Source organism: Microcystis sp. 49638_E5 (genome assembly GCF_021300285.1).
Taxonomy (GTDB): domain Bacteria; phylum Cyanobacteriota; class Cyanobacteriia; order Cyanobacteriales; family Microcystaceae; genus Microcystis; species Microcystis aeruginosa_C.
The window spans coordinates 149,905-167,551 of the sequence record NZ_JAJTDH010000013.1 but is presented as its reverse complement, the minus strand read 5'-3'; the positions used below and the strand labels follow the sequence as shown (position 1 = coordinate 167,551).

The 17,647-nt window shown below is 44.1% G+C and carries 18 protein-coding genes; 8 read left to right on the top strand and 10 right to left on the bottom strand.

Annotated elements, in window-relative coordinates:
- Positions 1-160: 160 nt before the first annotated feature.
- Positions 161-253 (bottom strand): hypothetical protein, encoded by a 93-nt coding sequence (locus tag LW728_RS23355; protein WP_287765761.1) that lies wholly within the window; start codon positions 251-253, stop codon positions 161-163.
- A gap of 143 nt (positions 254-396) precedes the next feature.
- Here LW728_RS23355 and LW728_RS06345 point away from each other — a divergent pair, with 143 nt between their 5' ends.
- Positions 397-609 carry a hypothetical protein gene (locus LW728_RS06345; RefSeq protein WP_004163792.1) on the top strand — a complete coding sequence of 71 codons (213 nt, stop codon included), beginning with the start codon at positions 397-399 and terminating at the stop codon, positions 607-609.
- Entirely contained in the window at positions 606-887 is a 282-nt protein-coding gene (locus LW728_RS06340) for a type II toxin-antitoxin system RelE/ParE family toxin (RefSeq protein ID WP_004163793.1), read from the top strand. The genes LW728_RS06345 and LW728_RS06340 overlap by 4 nt, the downstream gene beginning before the upstream one ends.
- Before the next feature lie 417 nt (positions 888-1,304).
- Here the strand turns inward: LW728_RS06340 and LW728_RS06335 are convergent, their stop codons facing one another.
- The 4 genes from LW728_RS06335 to LW728_RS06320 form a co-directional block, all read right to left on the bottom strand.
- The gene (locus LW728_RS06335; protein WP_287664676.1) at positions 1,305-1,517 is read right to left on the bottom strand and encodes a hypothetical protein; all 213 of its coding nucleotides are present in this window, start codon (positions 1,515-1,517) and stop codon (positions 1,305-1,307) included.
- 90 nt (positions 1,518-1,607) lie between these two features.
- Positions 1,608-1,766, bottom strand: a complete 159-nt coding sequence (locus LW728_RS06330) for a hypothetical protein (protein ID WP_287664673.1) — start codon at positions 1,764-1,766, stop codon at positions 1,608-1,610.
- Positions 1,767-1,984: 218 nt separating this feature from the next.
- Entirely contained in the window at positions 1,985-2,218 is a 234-nt protein-coding gene (locus LW728_RS06325; RefSeq protein ID WP_002769319.1) for a DUF2283 domain-containing protein, read from the bottom strand.
- Positions 2,203-2,529, bottom strand: coding sequence for a hypothetical protein (locus LW728_RS06320; protein WP_287664670.1), 327 nt, complete (start codon positions 2,527-2,529; stop codon positions 2,203-2,205). Before LW728_RS06320 ends, LW728_RS06325 begins: the two co-directional genes overlap by 16 nt.
- 382 nt (positions 2,530-2,911) lie before the next feature.
- On the opposite strand from LW728_RS06320, the gene murJ reads away from it, so the two are divergent.
- Positions 2,912-4,639, top strand: a complete 1,728-nt coding sequence (gene murJ / locus LW728_RS06315; RefSeq protein WP_287765776.1) for a murein biosynthesis integral membrane protein MurJ — start codon at positions 2,912-2,914, stop codon at positions 4,637-4,639.
- Between the two features lie 238 nt (positions 4,640-4,877).
- On the opposite strand, the gene LW728_RS06310 is transcribed toward murJ, so the two are convergent.
- From LW728_RS06310 to LW728_RS06300, 3 genes are all read right to left on the bottom strand, one after another.
- Entirely contained in the window at positions 4,878-5,528 is a 651-nt protein-coding gene (locus LW728_RS06310) for a hypothetical protein (protein WP_287765758.1), read from the bottom strand.
- A gap of 154 nt (positions 5,529-5,682) precedes the next feature.
- Complete coding sequence (gene hisS / locus LW728_RS06305) at positions 5,683-6,963, bottom strand: histidine--tRNA ligase (protein WP_287765756.1); 1,281 nt, start codon at positions 6,961-6,963, stop codon at positions 5,683-5,685.
- Between the two features lie 20 nt (positions 6,964-6,983).
- Positions 6,984-8,894, bottom strand: coding sequence for a heavy metal translocating P-type ATPase (locus LW728_RS06300; RefSeq protein WP_287765753.1), 1,911 nt, complete (start codon positions 8,892-8,894; stop codon positions 6,984-6,986).
- Between the two features lie 495 nt (positions 8,895-9,389).
- Between LW728_RS06300 and LW728_RS06295 the strand changes: the two genes are divergently transcribed.
- From LW728_RS06295 to LW728_RS06285, 3 genes are read left to right on the top strand one after another with little or no spacing between them, the layout of a single operon-like run.
- Positions 9,390-12,632 (top strand): CHAT domain-containing protein, encoded by a 3,243-nt coding sequence (locus tag LW728_RS06295; RefSeq protein WP_287765751.1) that lies wholly within the window; start codon positions 9,390-9,392, stop codon positions 12,630-12,632.
- 3 nt (positions 12,633-12,635) lie between these two features.
- The gene (locus LW728_RS06290) at positions 12,636-13,220 is read left to right on the top strand and encodes a hypothetical protein (protein ID WP_287669889.1); all 585 of its coding nucleotides are present in this window, start codon (positions 12,636-12,638) and stop codon (positions 13,218-13,220) included.
- Positions 13,221-13,227: 7 nt separating this feature from the next.
- On the top strand, positions 13,228-13,536 hold the full coding sequence (locus LW728_RS06285) for a hypothetical protein (protein WP_287765749.1): 309 nt from the start codon (positions 13,228-13,230) through the stop codon (positions 13,534-13,536).
- 333 nt (positions 13,537-13,869) lie between these two features.
- Here LW728_RS06285 and fabI read toward each other — a convergent pair whose 3' ends face one another.
- Entirely contained in the window at positions 13,870-14,646 is a 777-nt protein-coding gene (fabI, locus tag LW728_RS06280; protein WP_002760333.1) for an enoyl-ACP reductase FabI, read from the bottom strand.
- A 214-nt stretch (positions 14,647-14,860) separates the two neighbouring features.
- On the opposite strand from fabI, the gene ntcA reads away from it, so the two are divergent.
- Together ntcA and LW728_RS06270 are read left to right on the top strand one after the other, a co-directional pair.
- Positions 14,861-15,538 (top strand): global nitrogen regulator NtcA, encoded by a 678-nt coding sequence (ntcA, locus tag LW728_RS06275; RefSeq protein ID WP_002793163.1) that lies wholly within the window; start codon positions 14,861-14,863, stop codon positions 15,536-15,538.
- 7 nt (positions 15,539-15,545) lie between these two features.
- Entirely contained in the window at positions 15,546-17,033 is a 1,488-nt protein-coding gene (locus tag LW728_RS06270) for a DUF3084 domain-containing protein (protein WP_287669893.1), read from the top strand.
- A gap of 13 nt (positions 17,034-17,046) precedes the next feature.
- On the opposite strand, the gene LW728_RS06265 is transcribed toward LW728_RS06270, so the two are convergent.
- Complete coding sequence (locus tag LW728_RS06265) at positions 17,047-17,631, bottom strand: Uma2 family endonuclease (RefSeq protein ID WP_287765746.1); 585 nt, start codon at positions 17,629-17,631, stop codon at positions 17,047-17,049.
- Positions 17,632-17,647 lie beyond the last annotated feature (16 nt).

Here is a 17,647-nt window from a genome sequence, read left to right as displayed (position 1 = left end):
GTCTTTCTCTTTCATTTTGATTGGTTTCCATTTGCTTTTTTCTTTCATTTCTTGGCAGAACGTTTTTATTTTACCATAGCAAGCTCTATTTACGTATCAAATGGAATTGCTATAATATTGAAGATGTTAGCACAGCGCGTAGAAGCATCAGTGATCGCCATTATCTTTGCAATAAAGCATAAGCTAACTGTTCCTCATCAGAAGCCCCAATCAGTCCTTCCTCTGAAGACATTGTAACATCAATCCCTCGCACCCTTAAACCTTTGGCGATCGCCTGAGAAACCCTTTCATCCAGTGCGATCGCAAATCTGGTGGGATGCGTTACGCTACGCTAACCCATCCTATCTTTACTGCTATAATTAGCTCCAAAGACCACCATAACCAACTAAAAAAACCATGACTCAAGCCACCTTTGCAGAAATACTAGACGCAACCGAACAACTTCCCCCAGAAGCTCAAGAACAACTTATTCACATCTTGAAAAGTCGCCTGCGAGATCAAAAAAGAGCCGAATTAATTAAAGACATTGAAGAAGCTCAACAGGAATACGCTCAAGGTCAATGCCAATCCGCAACCCCTCAACAACTAATGGAAGAGATCCTTGCATAAGTTTTGTGTTATTGCGCTCCAATGTGTTTATTAGAAACGCTCGTAAAATTATCAAAAAACAGCCTTCATTCGCTCAAAATATTCAAGACACCTTAGAATTATTGCAAATAGACCCTTTTCAACCTAGATTAAGAACCCACAAATTAAAAGGGGAACTCAAAGAATCCTATGCTTGTAATGCAGGCTACGATTTGAGAATTATCTTTAAATTTGTTGATCATGAAAATCAGCAAGCCATTCTTTTGGAATCTCTTGGAACCCACGATGAAGTTTACTAGGGTGATCTTGTAGATTATTTTACTTAGGGTTTGCTGAATAAATCTAAAAACCTTGTTGGATAAGGGTACTTTTTCCCTGAAAATTAGGTAACTGACTACCTCAAAATCGGTAAAACCCTACACCCCACACCCCACACCCCACACCCTGCCCCCACGAAAAACTTTTTCAGCAGCCCCTACTTAGGGTTTGCGGCAAAAAGTTTATTGGTGGGGTTAGGAGTCAGTAGCCGGTCGTCAGTAGCCGGTCGTCGGTCGTTTCAGGCTTTGTTGCCCTCTCTTTTTGTACCAGCTTTTGTACTCCAAAAGGGATAATGCAAGGTTTTTGAAGGTTTTAATCCTATTTTCGCAGCATGAACATCGGATTTTAACAGGTCAAAAGCCTTATTTTAAAAGGGTTTTACCATTATTCAGCCAGCCCTAACTAACAATATTCCAATCAATTTCCATAGCACGACACCCCTGCAACTTACCAATTAAATGATGACTAGGCCACCCCAAAGTTTGATAGGGGTCTATCGCTAGAAGTTTTTGATACTTCGACCAACGAGCCTGCAATTCGGCAGGTAAACAAACTAAATCATTTTGAAAATCAGCTACCCATTGCACGAAATAATGACTTTTAGTAGCCACAACTTTTCACCCATTCCCTTAACTCATCCTCATCAATCTCTTCCTCTGCTTCAACCCCAGTTATCCATTTCTTTGGATTACCTAAATCTTCTAATCTCTTAATTCTAAAGCTTCTGCTGATGTAATTTCAGGGTCATCTTCCAGAATAATAATAACCTCTACTTTTCTCCCAGGGAAAAGCTGATCTGACTGAATTTCTAGACGACCATCTGACTGAACAAAAATTGTTTGACGAATCGCTTGAGTCATTAGTAACCTCTTGGCTTTTGCTGATGTTAATGTAGGCTAAAAATTTACCTTCAGTCATCAAATTCAATTTTTTTTAGACTGAGTATGCTATCTAACAAGTCTTTTTACTCTTGAATACGACATATTTTTATAATATTACGTTACGCCATGCCGACCAATCTTGCCGTTGCTTGAACTGTCAAAACAGTGCGATCGCCGATTGCGTAGGGGGTGTCCCATTATCCCACTAATCGAAAAGCAGCATCAATCGGCAATTGTAACGGTAAGGATTGATTCCAGCGTTTCGAGAAAAATAAAATCTCCAAATTCTCAATCTCCCCAGAAGTCGGATTTAGACGAGCGACAATTTCATCCCCAATCTCCTCCGACTCTTGATCTGCATAGGGAGAACAGACATCTACATAAAGAATATCTCCCGTCGGGTCATAGCGAAAAGTTAGATTTTTTTCCATACCATTATTCCCCCTGTAATTTTTCGGGCTGTGTATATAGTCACGATCCAATGACGACTAAGAGCAGTTTGGGAAACCACCACCAGAATTAAAAATCGTCCCGTCCGAATCGTTGAAAACCACTTAGAAAATAACAACGCCTTTTCATCATGATCGCTAGAACGAATTAAATCTGGATCAGCTAAAGTCTGGGCTAATTGCTCCTCATAATCGGGTAATGTACCCGGATGGCGATCAATAATATGCTGTTCTCGCTCATCGGTTAATTCAACCTCTACCTCTAAATAACCACAGAAAAAAGACCTTGCCAAATTTTCTTCATGTCTCCAAAACTGATCTTAAATTTAAAAACCAAAACTTAATCATCGGCGATCGCTGCTGCCAATATCAGATACATGAAACGTGAAAACCACTCAGCCTTGCGACAAAGCATAAGCTAATTGCTCTTGATCAGAAGCCCCAATCAGTCCTTCCTCTGAAGACATTGTAACATCAATCCCTCGCACCCTTAAACCTTTGGCGATTGCGTTAGAAACACTTTTATCTTAATTAAACTTTAAAACCGCGATCGCTTTAGCCTTGGCAACTGCGATCGCTGGTGGGCATTGTTAAGTTTTCTTGAACGGGCGATTTTCGTGATCAAGAGTAGAACCATCAATATTTATGGTTCGGTTGGCTCTTGGTATTATACGGATGTCTGTGGAGAAATGGGTCTTATACATTCCAGTCAAATTAAATTTGACAACTAGAGAGCGCGTTTCTGCGGGAACACAGAAACGGGTAGAATCAATCAATGCAGTTGTTTTCTTTCGAGGTGTCATCATTACTAAGAAAGCTACCCGTTCCTTAGCCGGCATTGCTGGAATTGTCGCCGTTGCCACCTTAATCAGTAAGGTTTTTGGTTTGGTCCGCGAACAGGTAATCGCCGCTGCCTACGGTGTCGGGCCAGTGGTGAACGCCTACGCTTTTGCCTACGTTATCCCCGGTTTTCTGTTAATTCTCCTCGGTGGCATTAACGGTCCCTTTCACAGCGCTTTGGTCAGTGTTTTGGCCAAAAGAGATAAATCCGAGTCCGCGCCGATTGTCGAGACTGTCACCACCCTAGTCAGCGCGATTTTATTAGCTGTCACCGTCTTTTTAATCGTTTTTGCCAATATTTTTATCGATGTTCTCGCCCCCGGTTTAGATGCCGCCACCCGTAGTATGGCCATTCAACAACTGCAAATTATGGCCCCCATGGCGGTTTTAGCTGGTTTAATCGGCATCGGTTTCGGTACTCTCAACGCGGCAGACCAATACTGGCTACCGAGTCTCAGTCCGCTTTTTTCCAGTGTGGCGGTGATTATCGGGGTGGGTTTGCTGGCTTGGTTCGTTGGCGATCGCATTGATGAGCCGCAATATGTGCAACTGGGGGGTTTTGTCCTCGCCGGCGGTACTCTCGTCGGGGCGCTCTGGCAATGGTTAGCACAAGTGGGCGCACAAGTCAAGGCAGGTTTAGGAAAATTAACATTTCGTTGGGATTGGCGGATACCGGGGGTGTCGGAGGTGTTGCGGGTGATGATTCCGGCGACCTTATCTTCGGGAATGTTGCATATTAACGTTTATACTGACCTCTTTTTCGCTTCTTTTATCGAAAATGCCGCCGCTTCCATGCGTTACGCCAGTTTTATCGTTCTCACGCCCTTGGGCATCATGTCCAACATGATTCTCGTGCCGTTTATGCCGATATTTTCTCGACTGACGGAACCGGAAAATTGGGGAGAATTGAAGCAAAGAATCCGTCAGGGTTTATTATTGACCGCTTTAACCATGTTACCCTTCACCGCTATCTTTATCGCCCTCGCTTTCCCGGTAGTGCGAGTTATCTATCAACGGGGTGCCTTTAATCTGGCTGCCTCGGAACAGGTGGTTCCCGTATTAATGGCCTACGGTTTCGGGATGTTTTTCTATCTCGGTCGCGATGTTTTAGTACGAGTGTTCTATGCTTTGGGTGATGGTGACACTCCCTTTAAGGTGAGTATGGTGAATATTTTTCTCAATGGTGTGCTGGATTTCCTCTTGTATAGACCTTTTGGTACTCCGGGGATTGTTTTAGCAACCGTGGGGGTTAATATCCTTTCTATGGGCATTTTTACGGTGATTTTAAATCGTCGTTTAGGGGGTTTACCTCTAGGAGAATGGGGTTTATCCTTATTGGGATTAACGGTAATTACAATACTTTCTGGTGTTGCTAGTTGGGGAGCTAGTTGGGGTTGGGAAAAGGTTTTCGGTGCTGGTAATATTTTCTTACAATTGTTACAGTTGGGTTTTGCTTCGACCGTAGCGGTGGGTTTATTCCTCCTCGGTGCGATGTTATTGAAGTTACCTGAATTAGACCTGTTAATCTCGCGAGTTCGTCAGAAGTTCTTGAAAAAATCTTAGGTTTAAGTTGCTGCCTCACCTCATCATTACATAGGGTTTGCTGAAAAAGTTTTTTCTGGGGGCAGGGTGTAGGGTGTAGGGTGTAGGTTTTTACCGATTTTCATCTGGTCAATTACCTAATTTTCAGGGAAAAAGTACCTGAATTTTCCCCCCAATCACTCCAAGGGTCGGCACTTTTTGATGGGCAAAAGGTATAAAATCCTTACCTCGTCTATATTTCACATTTATTCAGCAAACCCTATTTATTTTTAGGAATTGGGGGCAGTTGCGGTGATTTTCGGCGAGAATTAGAACCGGATATTTTCGGGGGTAGGGGTGCAGAATTGCGATTAGATAAACTTTGAAGGCTCTTTTTCATATTAGCAGGTTCTGGCAGTTCTAGAGTTACCCCTTCTCTAGCAGTCATTGTTTCCTCTGGTAGGCATAAATCAAAAACAAAGGCAGAATTATTGGTTAAATCAGCAAATTCTAATTTTATCATCTCCGCAGAGGATTCTAGTGCTAATAAAGGTTCAATTTCGGTTTTAATTAACTGTTCTAATTGAGCCAGATAATTGATCTTAACAGGAGTAACAATTAAAGTTAACACTTCTTGCCAACCTTGCCCCCCCAATTCTGCCAGAATATCCCCATAACAGCGAATATTCCAGCTACCTATTCCTAAATCTCGATAGGAAAAAATTTCTAGCCAACCCCCGGCATCCGATCGATAATAATGGGTATATCGTTCGCTACTTTGGGGAGATTCGTAATCGATACGCACTTCAATATGAGCAAAAGGAGAATCCAGACGGGCCAAAAGACGATAGTTTCCCGAGACAATTTCTAGGGAATTAGTAGAAATTGTGCGTCCGTGATTCTCCCCTTGTTTTTGCAGTATAAATTCCATAATCCTAGCCTAGGACTGATGTTTGGCCTCTTAGGTTTGGTGGGTAAAATGTATTTTAGGATACAGTCCCGCCAGCGAGCGAGTGGAATGAACCACAAAGACACAAAGGACACAAAGAATAAGAGAGCCTAATGTTTGCCCATGACGCTAAAACTTAGGATTTGTGCCGGGAGATTTGCGCTTTTAATTCCCCTGCTTGTGTCAGTAAATCCGCTTGGGTTAGACTAATTTGTTCTTGGGTGGCCATCCATTTCAGTTGTACCGTGCCATTTTCAGCCTCAGCATCCCCCAAAATTATACAGCCCACGGCCTTAGCTCGATCGGCCCGTTTAAATTGTTTTCCGAAAGCGCTGCCGCTTAAGTCTAACTCGACGCTAAACCCCAATCCGCGTAATTGTTGCGCTAACACCGCACTGCGGGCCTCAGCTTTTTCTCCTTTGGAGACAAGATAAAAATCGGGAACCAAAAAAGATAAAGATTGCTTTTGTTGTAATAATATAATCAGACGTTCTAAACCGATTGCCCAACCCACTGCTGGTGTGTCTGGACCGCCTAATTGAGCTATTAAACCATCATAACGACCACCACCGCAAACCGTGGCTTGAGCGCCTAAATCATCGGACTGAATTTCAAAGGCCGTATGGGTGTAATAGTCCAATCCTCGCACTAAACAGGGATTAAGATTATAGATAACTCCCAAATCGGTTAGTAAAGATTGCACCCGTTCAAAATGCTTTTGAGAATCACTGCCGAGATGCTCAAGAATACTGGGGGCATTCTTACAGATAATCTTGGTTTTCTCGTCCTTACTATCCAAAATTCGCAGGGGATTTTTTTCTAATCTCTGTTGAGAATCCGCGTCTAAATCAGCTTTGTAGGGAGTCAAATAATCTAGTAGGGCCTGACGATAATTTTGCCTATCTTGGGCATTTCCCAGGGAATTAATATCTAATTTTAGGTTTTCTAGCCCCACAGCTTTTAATATCTCGCTGGCAAGGGTAATTACTTCCACATCCGCCCTAGGATCATCACTTCCCAACAATTCGACCCCGATTTGATGAAACTGTCGCTGCCTACCCGCTTGCGGACGTTCATAACGAAACATCGGCCCCTTATACCAGAGTCTTTGTACTCCTCCGGCGGCCTGTAATTTGTGTTCAATATAGGCGCGAACGACCCCAGCCGTTCCCTCTGGTCGCAAAGTCAGGGAACGTTGACCGCGATCAAGGAAAGTGTACATTTCTTTACCTACCACGTCCGTCGCTTCGCCGATACCCCGTTCAAAAAGTTGCGTCTGTTCAAAAATGGGAGTTCGTATCTCTTGATACAGCGCAGTCCCTAAAATTCTGCTGGCAGTTTCCTCTAACCACTGCCAGTAACCGACCTCCGCCGGTAAAATATCTTTTGTGCCTCGGATTGCCTGGATTTCGCCCATAGTTCTCTGTATTTTTATCCCTATTTGAACAATCTTAAACCGCTTAGAGTCACTAATACCGTCGATCCTTCATGACCGATGACACCAAGAGGTAAAGTTATATCACCGGCAAAATTGGCTATTAGCAATATGCCGATAAACGCGAGGGCGAAAGTGATATTCTGTTTAACGATGCGATTGGCACGACGACCAAGGTTAATCGCGCTGGGAATTTTGGCTAAATTATCGGACATAAGGATAATATCGGCCGTTTCCAAGGCCACATCACTACCAGCTTTTCCCATGGCAATCCCCACATTAGCCATAGCTAAAGCGGGCGCGTCATTAATGCCATCCCCCACCATAGCGACAGTGTGATATTTTTCTTGGAGATTTTGGATAACGGTTAACTTATCTTCGGGCAGTAAATCAGCGTAAACCTCCTCAATACCGAGTTTTTCAGCAACTTTATCGGCACTTTGTTGATTATCACCCGTAATTAAAACGATATGTTCGATACCGATCTTTTTGAGCTGCTTCACCAGATTAACTGCCGATTCCCGCAGGCTATCGGCCACAGCGATCGCCCCGATTATCTGATTCTCTTGTACTACCCAGACGAGGGTTCTGCCTTCTTTTTGTAAACGTTCGCGGATAGCTAGGATATTCTGGTCAAGATCAGTAATATGGTCACGAATATAGGCAAAATTGCCCACAGATACCGACTTATCGGCAATTTTTCCCGTGATACCCCGTCCTGATACCGCTTGCACCTGATTAGCACTGAAGAAATTTATACCACGTTCCCTGGCTGTGGCGGTAATAGCGGATCCGATGGGATGTTCCGAACAGGATTCTAGGGATGCAGCCACCGCTAACACCTCATTTTCGCTGACTGCATGGATAGGGATAATTTCCACCACTTGCAACTTACCAAGGGTGAGAGTGCCGGTTTTATCAAAAGCGATCGCTCGTATGCGGCCGATCATCTCCAATCTTGCGCCATTTTTGAATAAAATCCCCTGTTTTGCCCCGTTAGCGATACCCGATAACAAAGCCGGCATAATTGAGGCCATTAAAGCACAGGGAGAAGCCACCACGAGAAAAATTAAGGCCCGATAGATAGTGGTTTCCCAAGTCCAACCCCAGAAAAAAGGCGGTAAAATCCCGAAAATTAAGCCCAAAATCACGATAATTTTCGCATAACCTCGCTCGAAACCTTCGATAAACTGTTGGGAGGGAGGGGATTCATTTTGCGCTTTTTCTACCAAACGAATCACCCTCTCAATTAAGCGACTTTCGGGGGGAGTTTCCACCTTTAAACGTAGCACTCCCGCACCGTTGAGAGTTCCCGCAAAGACTTCTTCACCGATGGTTTTATCCACGGGAAGCGATTCTCCGGTAATTGGCGCTTGATTGATGGGACTGTTTCCCTCCATAATAAGGCCGTCAATGGGGATTAATTCGCCCGGTTTGACCAAAACTGTATCACCGATCTGTAATTGCTTGATAGGAACCTCTTTTTCCCTGTCTCCCGTGATTAATCTAGCAGTATCGGGAGTCATGGCCATGAGAGAACGAATATTGCGATCGGTTTTTGCCATGGCAATCTGTTCTAAAGCACCACTAATAGCGAAAATCAGGATTAAAACGGCTCCATCGATGATGAGATAGTAATTACTATCCCAGAGTCCCAAAATCGCCGCCCCCAAGGCCGCTACAATCATTAACAGGTCCACATCCAGTTCTTTTTCCTCCCATAAAGTCGTCAATCCTGCTTGGGTACTTTCGTATCCTCCCACCAGATATGCGATCGCTAGTAGGATGAAAGCCGGGCCGATCAGATTAAGGTGTAGGCATAACCAACCAAAAAAGACTAAAATAGCGCAAATTCCCGCGGCAACTGCCGAGGAATACTCAGACAACCAAGAGGACGAGATACTCTGAATCATGGATTGATGGCAATTACTTTTCTCCCCATTCTAGAAAAAATTAGATCGATGCAGAAAACCCCTATGTGGTATTCACCGGTGCGAAGGCTCTCTTAGGTTTGCTGGTTAAAATGTATTCTAAGATACAGTCCTGCTGGCGAGGGAGTGGAAGGAACCACAGAGGCACAAAGGACACAAAGATCGATCACTACATTCAGTTAAACTGATCAGACAAAGAAGAGTGGAAGGAACCACAGAGGCACAAAGGACACAAAGATCGATCACTACATTCAGTTGAACTGATCAGACAAAGAAGAGTGGAAGGAACCACAGAGGCACAAAGGACACAAAGATCGATCACTACATTCAGTTAAACTGATCAGACAAAGAAGAAGAGAGCCGTGCGAGTTAGGAGGAAGCGGAAAATTGGCTATTAGAGGACGAATTTGAACCGGTAGAGGGACGACTTTCGGCAGTAGAGATATAATTTCCTTATCTTCTTTCCCCCTTTCTCCGATGCTATCCTTACTAAAAAAGCTCTGGAATTGGCTAAAATCGCTCTTTATTGCCAGTCCGAAGGCAATTAACCCCAAAAAAGTCGAAAATACTCCTCCAGAACCCAGCGATGGGGAATATGAAGGGATATTGATGGGGTTATTCGAGCAGGTGGCGGCGGGAACCACTACCGGCGGGTTACGGGGATGGCTATACAGTCGCCATTGTGACGATAAAAAGCTGGCGCGGTGGTTAGGGGTCAAAAGCGAGGAATGGCTACAGTATCCGGAAGATTATCAAACTTTAGGGCGGGATCTGGCGGCTTTAGGCAAGGTGATGACGGGAAATCTGGGGGAAGTATCCCAACGGATTAGCCTCCAGTTACGCGACGCGGTGAGGGATGTTTCCAGTGTGGAGGGGGAAAATCTATGCCCAAAGGAGACGGATTTAACGGAAGTGGTTCAGGATGCCGCATTCTGGTTTGAGCAAGGAACCCAGAAATACATGAATGGGGATTTTATCGGTGCGATCGCATCCTATGATCGAGCTTTAGAAATTAAACCCGATAAGCATGAAGCTTGGGACAACCGAGGGTTTGCGTTAGTTAATTTAGGCAGATTAGAAGAAGCGATCGCATCATATGATCGAGCTTTAGAAATTAAACCCGATTTCCATCAAGCTTGGAACAACCGAGGGATTGCGTTGCATAAATTAGGCAGATTTGAACAAGCGATCGCATCCTATGATCGAGCTTTAGAATTTAAACCCGATTTCCATCAAGCTTGGATCAACCGAGGGGTTGCGTTAGGTAATTTAGGCAGATTTGAGGAAGCGATCGCATCATATGATCGAGCTTTAGAAATTAAACCCGATTTACATCAAGCTTGGTACAACCGAGGGGTTGCGTTATATAATTTAGGCAGATTTGAGGAAGCGATCGCATCATATGATCGAGCTTTAGAATTTAAACCCGATAAGCATGAAGCTTGGACTAACCGAGGGGTTGCGTTATATAATTTAGGCAGATTTGAACAAGCGATCGCATCCTACGATCGAGCTTTAGAAATTAAACCCGATTACCATCTAGCTTGGAACAACCGAGGGTTTGCGTTAGGTAATTTAGGCAGATTTGAACAAGCGATCGCATTCTACGATCGAGCTTTAGAAATTAAACCCGATTTCCATCTAGCTTGGGACAACCGAGGGATTGCGTTAGCTAATTTAGGCAGATTGGCAGAAGCGATCGCATCCTACGATCGAGCTTTAGAAATTAAACCCGATTACCATGAAGCTTGGGGCAACCGAGGGATTGCGTTAGCTGATTTAGGCAGATTAGAAGAAGCGATCGCATCCTACGATCGAGCTTTAGAAATTAAACCCGATTACCATGAAGCTTGGTACAACCGAGGGATTGCGTTAGCTGATTTAGGCAGATTAGAAGAAGCGATCGCATCCTACGATCGAGCTTTAGAAATTAAACCCGATTATCATGAAGCTTGGTACGGCCGAGGGTGGGCCGTTTGTTCTCTGAGTAAAAATCGTATTTCTACTCCTAGTCTAGAAGCTCTCATTTACCGTAAACCGATAGTAGCCCTTAATGACCGAGAACCCCATATTTTCGCCCTCCGGGAGGCACTTCCCCACCTTATTCAAGGATCGCCTCCGTGGGGGCAAATTTATCGCTATCTAGGGCAAGCTTATCTGGAACATTCCCAGTATAAAGAGAATGCTAGTCCCTATTGGCGCGAAGCAATCCGACATTATCAAACCGCTTTACCGATTCTCAGCGAAAAAGACTTCCCCGAAGATCATTTAGAAATTCTGCAAGGATTGATCCGCGCTCATCTTTCCCTACAGGAAATCCCTGAAGCGCGATTCTATCAACAACAGGGGCGCCACCTTTTTACCCGACTACGCGCCCAGAAACGGGATAAACCGGCTTTTGAGAGAAAATTCAGCAGTTTTAGTCACCTAGAAATCGATTTACTGATCGAGGAAAATCATCCCCTAGACGCAATTGAACAGGCAGAATTTTATAAAAATCGTTGTTTGACTTGGATTCTCGATAATTGGCAAGAAAACCCCACCAGTCCCGATTATGCCACTATCCAAAGCCTGACAGATCCGAATAAGGCGATTATTTACTGGTATCTCAGCGAGGACAATCTCACCACCTTTATTATCACCCCAGAGGCTGATCCGGTCATTGTCGAGCCAGAACAACGCCGTCAACTGGCGCGACAGTTTCGGACTTGGTTAACTGAATGGGATAAACAATACCTTGACTATGCCAGTAAAAAAGAAACGGAGAATAAACAAAATCACCCCTGGAGATTGTCACTTAACAGCCGTTTTGCCCAATTAAAGCGGATTTTACAGATCGATAAAATTCTCGAACCTTTGCCGGTTTCCGTTGATTCCCTGATTCTCATCCCCCACCGGGATCTGCACCGCTTCCCCCTACATACCCTCTTCCCCGAAAAATACACCGCCACCTATCTCCCCTCTGCTCAGGTCGGTTTGCGTCCCCAGTCCGGCGATTCCTCCTATTCTCCCCTCCTCAGCGTCGAAGACCCCAAAACGGAACAAAAACCCATGGATTTCGCCCAACTGGAATCAGCGATTATTAGCCATATCCTGCAACCGAGCCAGAGAATTAGCCCGAAAAAGGCATCACGGGAAAACGTCCGCAAAGCCCTCGAAAATGCCCATAAAACCTTTCATTTCACTGGTCACGGCTTTTATGACTCTTTTCGTCCCCAGGAGTCTGCGATCGCCCTTAGCGATGGTTTATTAACTGTCCGGGATATCAACAAGCTCAACCTCTCTAGTTACCGTCTCGTCTGTCTGGCTGCCTGTGAAACCGCTCTCACCGGTAAGGATGGCATTACTACCGAATACGTCGGCCTCGTCAGTGCTTTCTTGGCAGCGGGTGCGACTAATGTGGTCAGTACCCTCTGGCCGGTGAAGGAGATTTCTAGTGCTTGGTTTATGATTAACTTCTATCAAAGATTATTAGCGGGTGAATCCCCGGCCCTAGCTCTGAAAAATACACAAAATTGGTTAAAAAATATCACTTGGCAGCAACTAGCTAACTGGATCGAGCAACTTGGACAACTTCCCGACCTAAGGGAAGGGGTCGATCGACTGGAGGTGAGGGCGGCGAATACTTTGAAGGAAGGCAGTACAATAGGGCTAGATCAACTAACAGAATATAGTGATCCTTACCATTGGGCGGCCTATACCCTGACTGGACAGGACTAACTTATGGAAATTCCCAAAACAATTATCGATCTTGAAGCGCTGCTAATCGCCCTCGCACAGCAGACTGAACCCTTGCCAGAATATCTACAGCGATCGCTCAAAGAAATTGAACGATTATTAAGGGAAGAACAACCCCAGGCAGCAACACAATTGCGGCAACTTGTCAAGGATTTTCCCCCCCTAGAAAAAGCTTATAAAAAAGCGATCGAAGAGTTAGACGCAGCCTATGCTAACCAAGAACGCACCAAAAGTTTAAGCGTCACTTTTCCCGATAGTTTAGATTTCGAGTCCCTATTTATTAATGATGTTATTCCTAGCCAAGATTGGGTAAAAACTGCCCAAAAATTAGCTGGATCCCCCCTGCCCCCCTTGATAAGGGGGGTGCCGACAGGCGGGGGGATCCCCCTTGATCGCGAGGGTGCTGATTCCCCTCGATTTTGGGATAAAGCCGATCGCCTGATGGTGGTAACGGTGGGAGGTGCGGCCCTAGGAGGATCGATTGCGGGAGTTTACGGTGCGGTTATTGGTGCGATATTAGCGGCGGGCTGCGGATGGTATATTACCTTTAGGAAAGCAAAATCAGCATAAATTTTTGATGAAGATTGTTAACATTGAAAACTTTCTTTTGTTAATCGGAACCTTGGTTATTACCGCAAGCGTGGCGCTGGTTACAAAAAAACAGCCAAGACGGGGAAACAATAAATCTTATCTAGAAATTCTTTTTGTTTCTGGGTTAAGTTTATCGGCTGTATTGGCAATGTCTAAGGTCGTCCATAAAGTGTTAACTGATGAAAATTTTCAGAATTGCCTTGGCTCGGATAGTCAAATCCTTCTTTTGTTAGCTGCTGTTCTCGGTATCTTTATTTCTATTAAAGAGATTTGGAAATTATTTGAAGCGAAGTAATAGAAATGCCAGCTTTATCCATATCCAAAAGTTATACTAAATCCTGTTGAGAAGGTTTTGATCCCCCCTTGATCCCCCCTTAATAAGGGGGGCGCTGATCCCCCCTTGATCCCCCCTTAATAAGGGGGGCGCTGATCCCCCCTTGATCCCCCCTTAATAAGGGGGGCGCTGATCCCTCCTTGATCCCCCCTTAATAAGGGGGGCGCTGATCCCCCCTTGATCCTAGGGTTGATTCATTGTAGGGTTGATTCATAGTAGGGTTGATTCATGAATCAACCCTACTACCCTTAATAAGGGGGGTGCTGATGATTTTTAACACCTACCTACTTAAAACTACATTCCCATAATTTCGTAACCGGAATCTACATAAATAATCTGTCCGGTAATACCACTAGCAAGATCACTGGCTAAAAAAGCGGCCGTATTTCCCACCTCAATTTGTGTCACCGTGCGATGTAAAGGAGCGATTTCTTCCACATGATGGATCATATCAAGAATTCCTCCCACGGCCGAAGATGCTAAGGTGCGAATTGGACCGGCGGAAATACCATTAACTCGGATCTTTTGGCCACCTAATTCGGCGGCTAAATAGCGAACACTCATTTCTAAACCGGCTTTTGCCACCCCCATTAAATTATAGTTAGGAATTACCTTGACACCGCCGAGATAGGTAAGAGTGATAATACTTCCCCCTTCCGTCATCAAAGGTTTAGCCGATCGAGCTAGACGGGTTAGGGAAAAAGTGCTAATATCTAGGGATTTAGTGAAAGCTTCCCGAGGGATGGCGGTAAAATCGCCCGTTAAACCCTCTTTATCGGCAAAAGCGAGACAGTGAATCAAAATATCCAGTTTACCCCATTTTTCCGCCACTGTAGCGAAAGTATCTTCTACCTGTTGGTCATTTTGGACATCGCAGGGGACATAAAAAGCGGGATTAAGTTCATCGGCCAATTCTCGCACTTTTTTCTCAAAACGGCCCTTTTCGTCGGGGAGATAGGTGACACCGATATTTGCACCAGCTTGATGGAGTTGTTGGGCAATTCCCCAAGCGATCGAGCGATTATTGGCAATTCCTGTCACTAGGGCGTTTTTTCCCGTTAAATCTAACATAGTTCTCGTTTCTCTTACAAAAATCTCCCCAATAGCCGACCCCAGCGAGATTCGGTATAATAGGGATACAGATAACGGGGCAGCAATGATCACCCCTCCCCCATTGTCTGGCAAAAAGCGCCCAAAACTTTTCCCAGTTTAGGCAGCGGTTATGTTTAATAGAGGTGACACTCGTTGCATAATAAAAACAATTTTCCCCTTTTTTGGATGTGAGATGGACTTATCCCTAATACAAGACAAACCCCTAGCAGATGTGTTCCGTCGAATCGGCAGCGGCAATTTCCCCCCGGTGGTGGAATTGTTCGAGCGTGGCAAAACGATCTTTTTCCCTGGAGATCCCGCCGAAAGAGTCTATTTTTTGCTGAAAGGAGCCGTTAAGTTGTCGCGAGTCTATGAAGCGGGAGAGGAAATTACCGTGGCTCTACTGCGGGAAAATAGCGTCTTTGGTGTGCTATCCTTACTCACCGGCCAGCGATCGGATCGTTTTTATCATGCCGTGGCTTTTACTCCGGTAGAATTACTCTCGGCCCCGATCGATCAGGTAGAAAGATCCCTCCGCAATAATCCCGATTTATCAATGTTGATGCTGCAGGGGTTGTCCTCGCGGATTTTGCAAACGGAAATGATGATCGAAACCTTGGCTCACCGGGATATGGGTTCCCGTTTGGTCAGTTTTTTATTGATTCTCTGTCGTGATTTTGGGGTTCCCACCACCGATGGTATCCGGGTTGATCTAAAATTGTCTCACCAAGCGATCGCAGAAGCGATCGGTTCTACCCGCGTCACTGTCACCCGTTTATTGGGAGAGCTGCGGGATCAAGAAATGGTCTCAATTTACAAGAAGAAAATTACCGTCCATAATCCCGTCGCTCTCAGTCAACAATTTACTTAAATTCTGGATGACTAGCGCTTATATTTTGGTTTTGGCCATCGTGGTTTTAGGTGGTCTGATAGCGGTGATTGGCGATCGCATAGGTAGCCGTATCGGTAAGAAAAGGATGCGTTTATTTAATCTGCGTCCGAAACAAACCGCAACTTTAATGACGATTGTAACGGGAATTTTGATCGCCGGTTCCACTTTAATTGTCTTGTTTGCTTCTAGTAAATCCCTGCGTCAAGGAGTTTTTGAACTGGATCGCCTGTTAAATGAACGTCGTGCTGCTATTAAGGATTTGGAAAGACAGGTAAGAAAAACCACCGAGCAAAAAAATCAGGTGGAAAAAGCGTTAAAAACGGCTAAAAGTGAACAGATAGCCGTGCAGAAACGTCTAGAGGTTCTTAACAAAAATTATCAAGCTTCTCGTCAACGTTTGCGGTTAGTTTCGGGACAGTTGGAAAAGTTCCGCAAGGAAGTGGCTAATTTAAATAATGAACGAGTTATTTTAACTAATCAAAAGGCACAGTTAATCAGTCAACGGGATCAATTGTCCCAACAAAAATCAATTCTTTCTAGTCAGATAAATCAACTACAAACCACAGTTCAAGTTAGAGATAAAGAGTTAGCTAATCAACAAAAGTTATTAACAACCAGACAAGCGCGACTTCAACAGTTGGAAACCCAACAAAAAACCCTACAGCTAGAAATTGATCGCCGGGATCAACGTATTGGAGAACTCGATCGATCGATTGTGGATAAAAATTTAGCTTTGGAACAGCGCGGGGGAAAATTAAAAGATTTAGAAACCCAAATGGCTTTTCTTAAGCGGGAAGTAGAAGTTTTAGAACAATACTATCAAACCTATCAAGAATTGCGGGAAAAACAAATCGCTATTTTCCGCGGACAGGTGTTATCTTTTGGAGCTTTTCGTATTGTTGATCCCCAAGCTATTGTCGCTGTTATTGATAAGTTATTGCGAGAAGCGAATATAAATGCTATCCGTGCCACCCAACCGAATCAGCCTAATTTTGACCAGCGTTTAGTTAAGATCACAAAAGCACAGGTAGAACAGTTAAGTCAACAATTACAGGACGGTAAAGAATATGTGGTGAGAATCCTTTCAGCAGGTAATTATGTCTTAGGAGAAAGCGAGATTCGTGTCTTTGCTGATGTGGTTCCCAATCAAAGAGTTTTTGAGGAGAAACAGGTAATCGCTGCCGTTTCCATTGATCCCCAAAATATGACGGAAGAAGACCTACAAAAGCGTTTAGATTTACTCTTAGCTTCGGCTCAATTTCGCGCTAGAAGTGCGGGAGTTTTAGGGTCAATTCAAGTGGAAGATGGGTTATTAACTACGGTAGTTAACTTTATTGGTCAAGTGAAAAAGTCGGGTAATTCTATCGAGACACTTGAGGCAATTGCTGCTAGTAAAACTAATACGGCTGGCCCCTTAACTTTGCGTTTAGTGGCGGTAAAAGATGGTAAAATTATTTTTAGTACGTCTTCTTAAAAGATAGCTAAAGTTAGGATTTGAGATTAAAATCAACTCCTTCGTAAATATCGACAAGATTTAAGCTAATTCCTAAAGAATCTAGGGATATAATTCCCCTTGCTGGGGTGTATTCTTGCAGTAACCAATTATTGTCTGATGTTTTGCTATAGGATTCTATTAGTATCTCCCCTTGACTGACGAGAAGATATTGGTTTAATTGGGGTATAGAACGATAATAACGAAATTTATCACCCCGATCATAACTAGAGGTGGAAGGGGATAAAACTTCGATAATTACACAGGGATTTAAAATTTCATCGTTGCGATTATCACTCAATAATGGTTCCCCGGCAATAATCATTAAATCTGGGTATAAACCGCGATTATATTGGGGTATCCATAGACGTAGATCGCTAGATTGAAGACGATAATTAGTTCCTCTTAAAGCTAATTTTAGCAGGACAATAAGATTAATGAGAATACTATTATGATTGATGCTTCCCCCTGTCATCTCGATAATTTCCCCGTCGTGATATTCGTGTTTAGTTTCTGCGCTAGTTTCTAAATTACGATATTCTTCTAAGCGGAGGGTTTTGGGAGACGATGAAGTCAACATTTTTCTAGATCAGAGC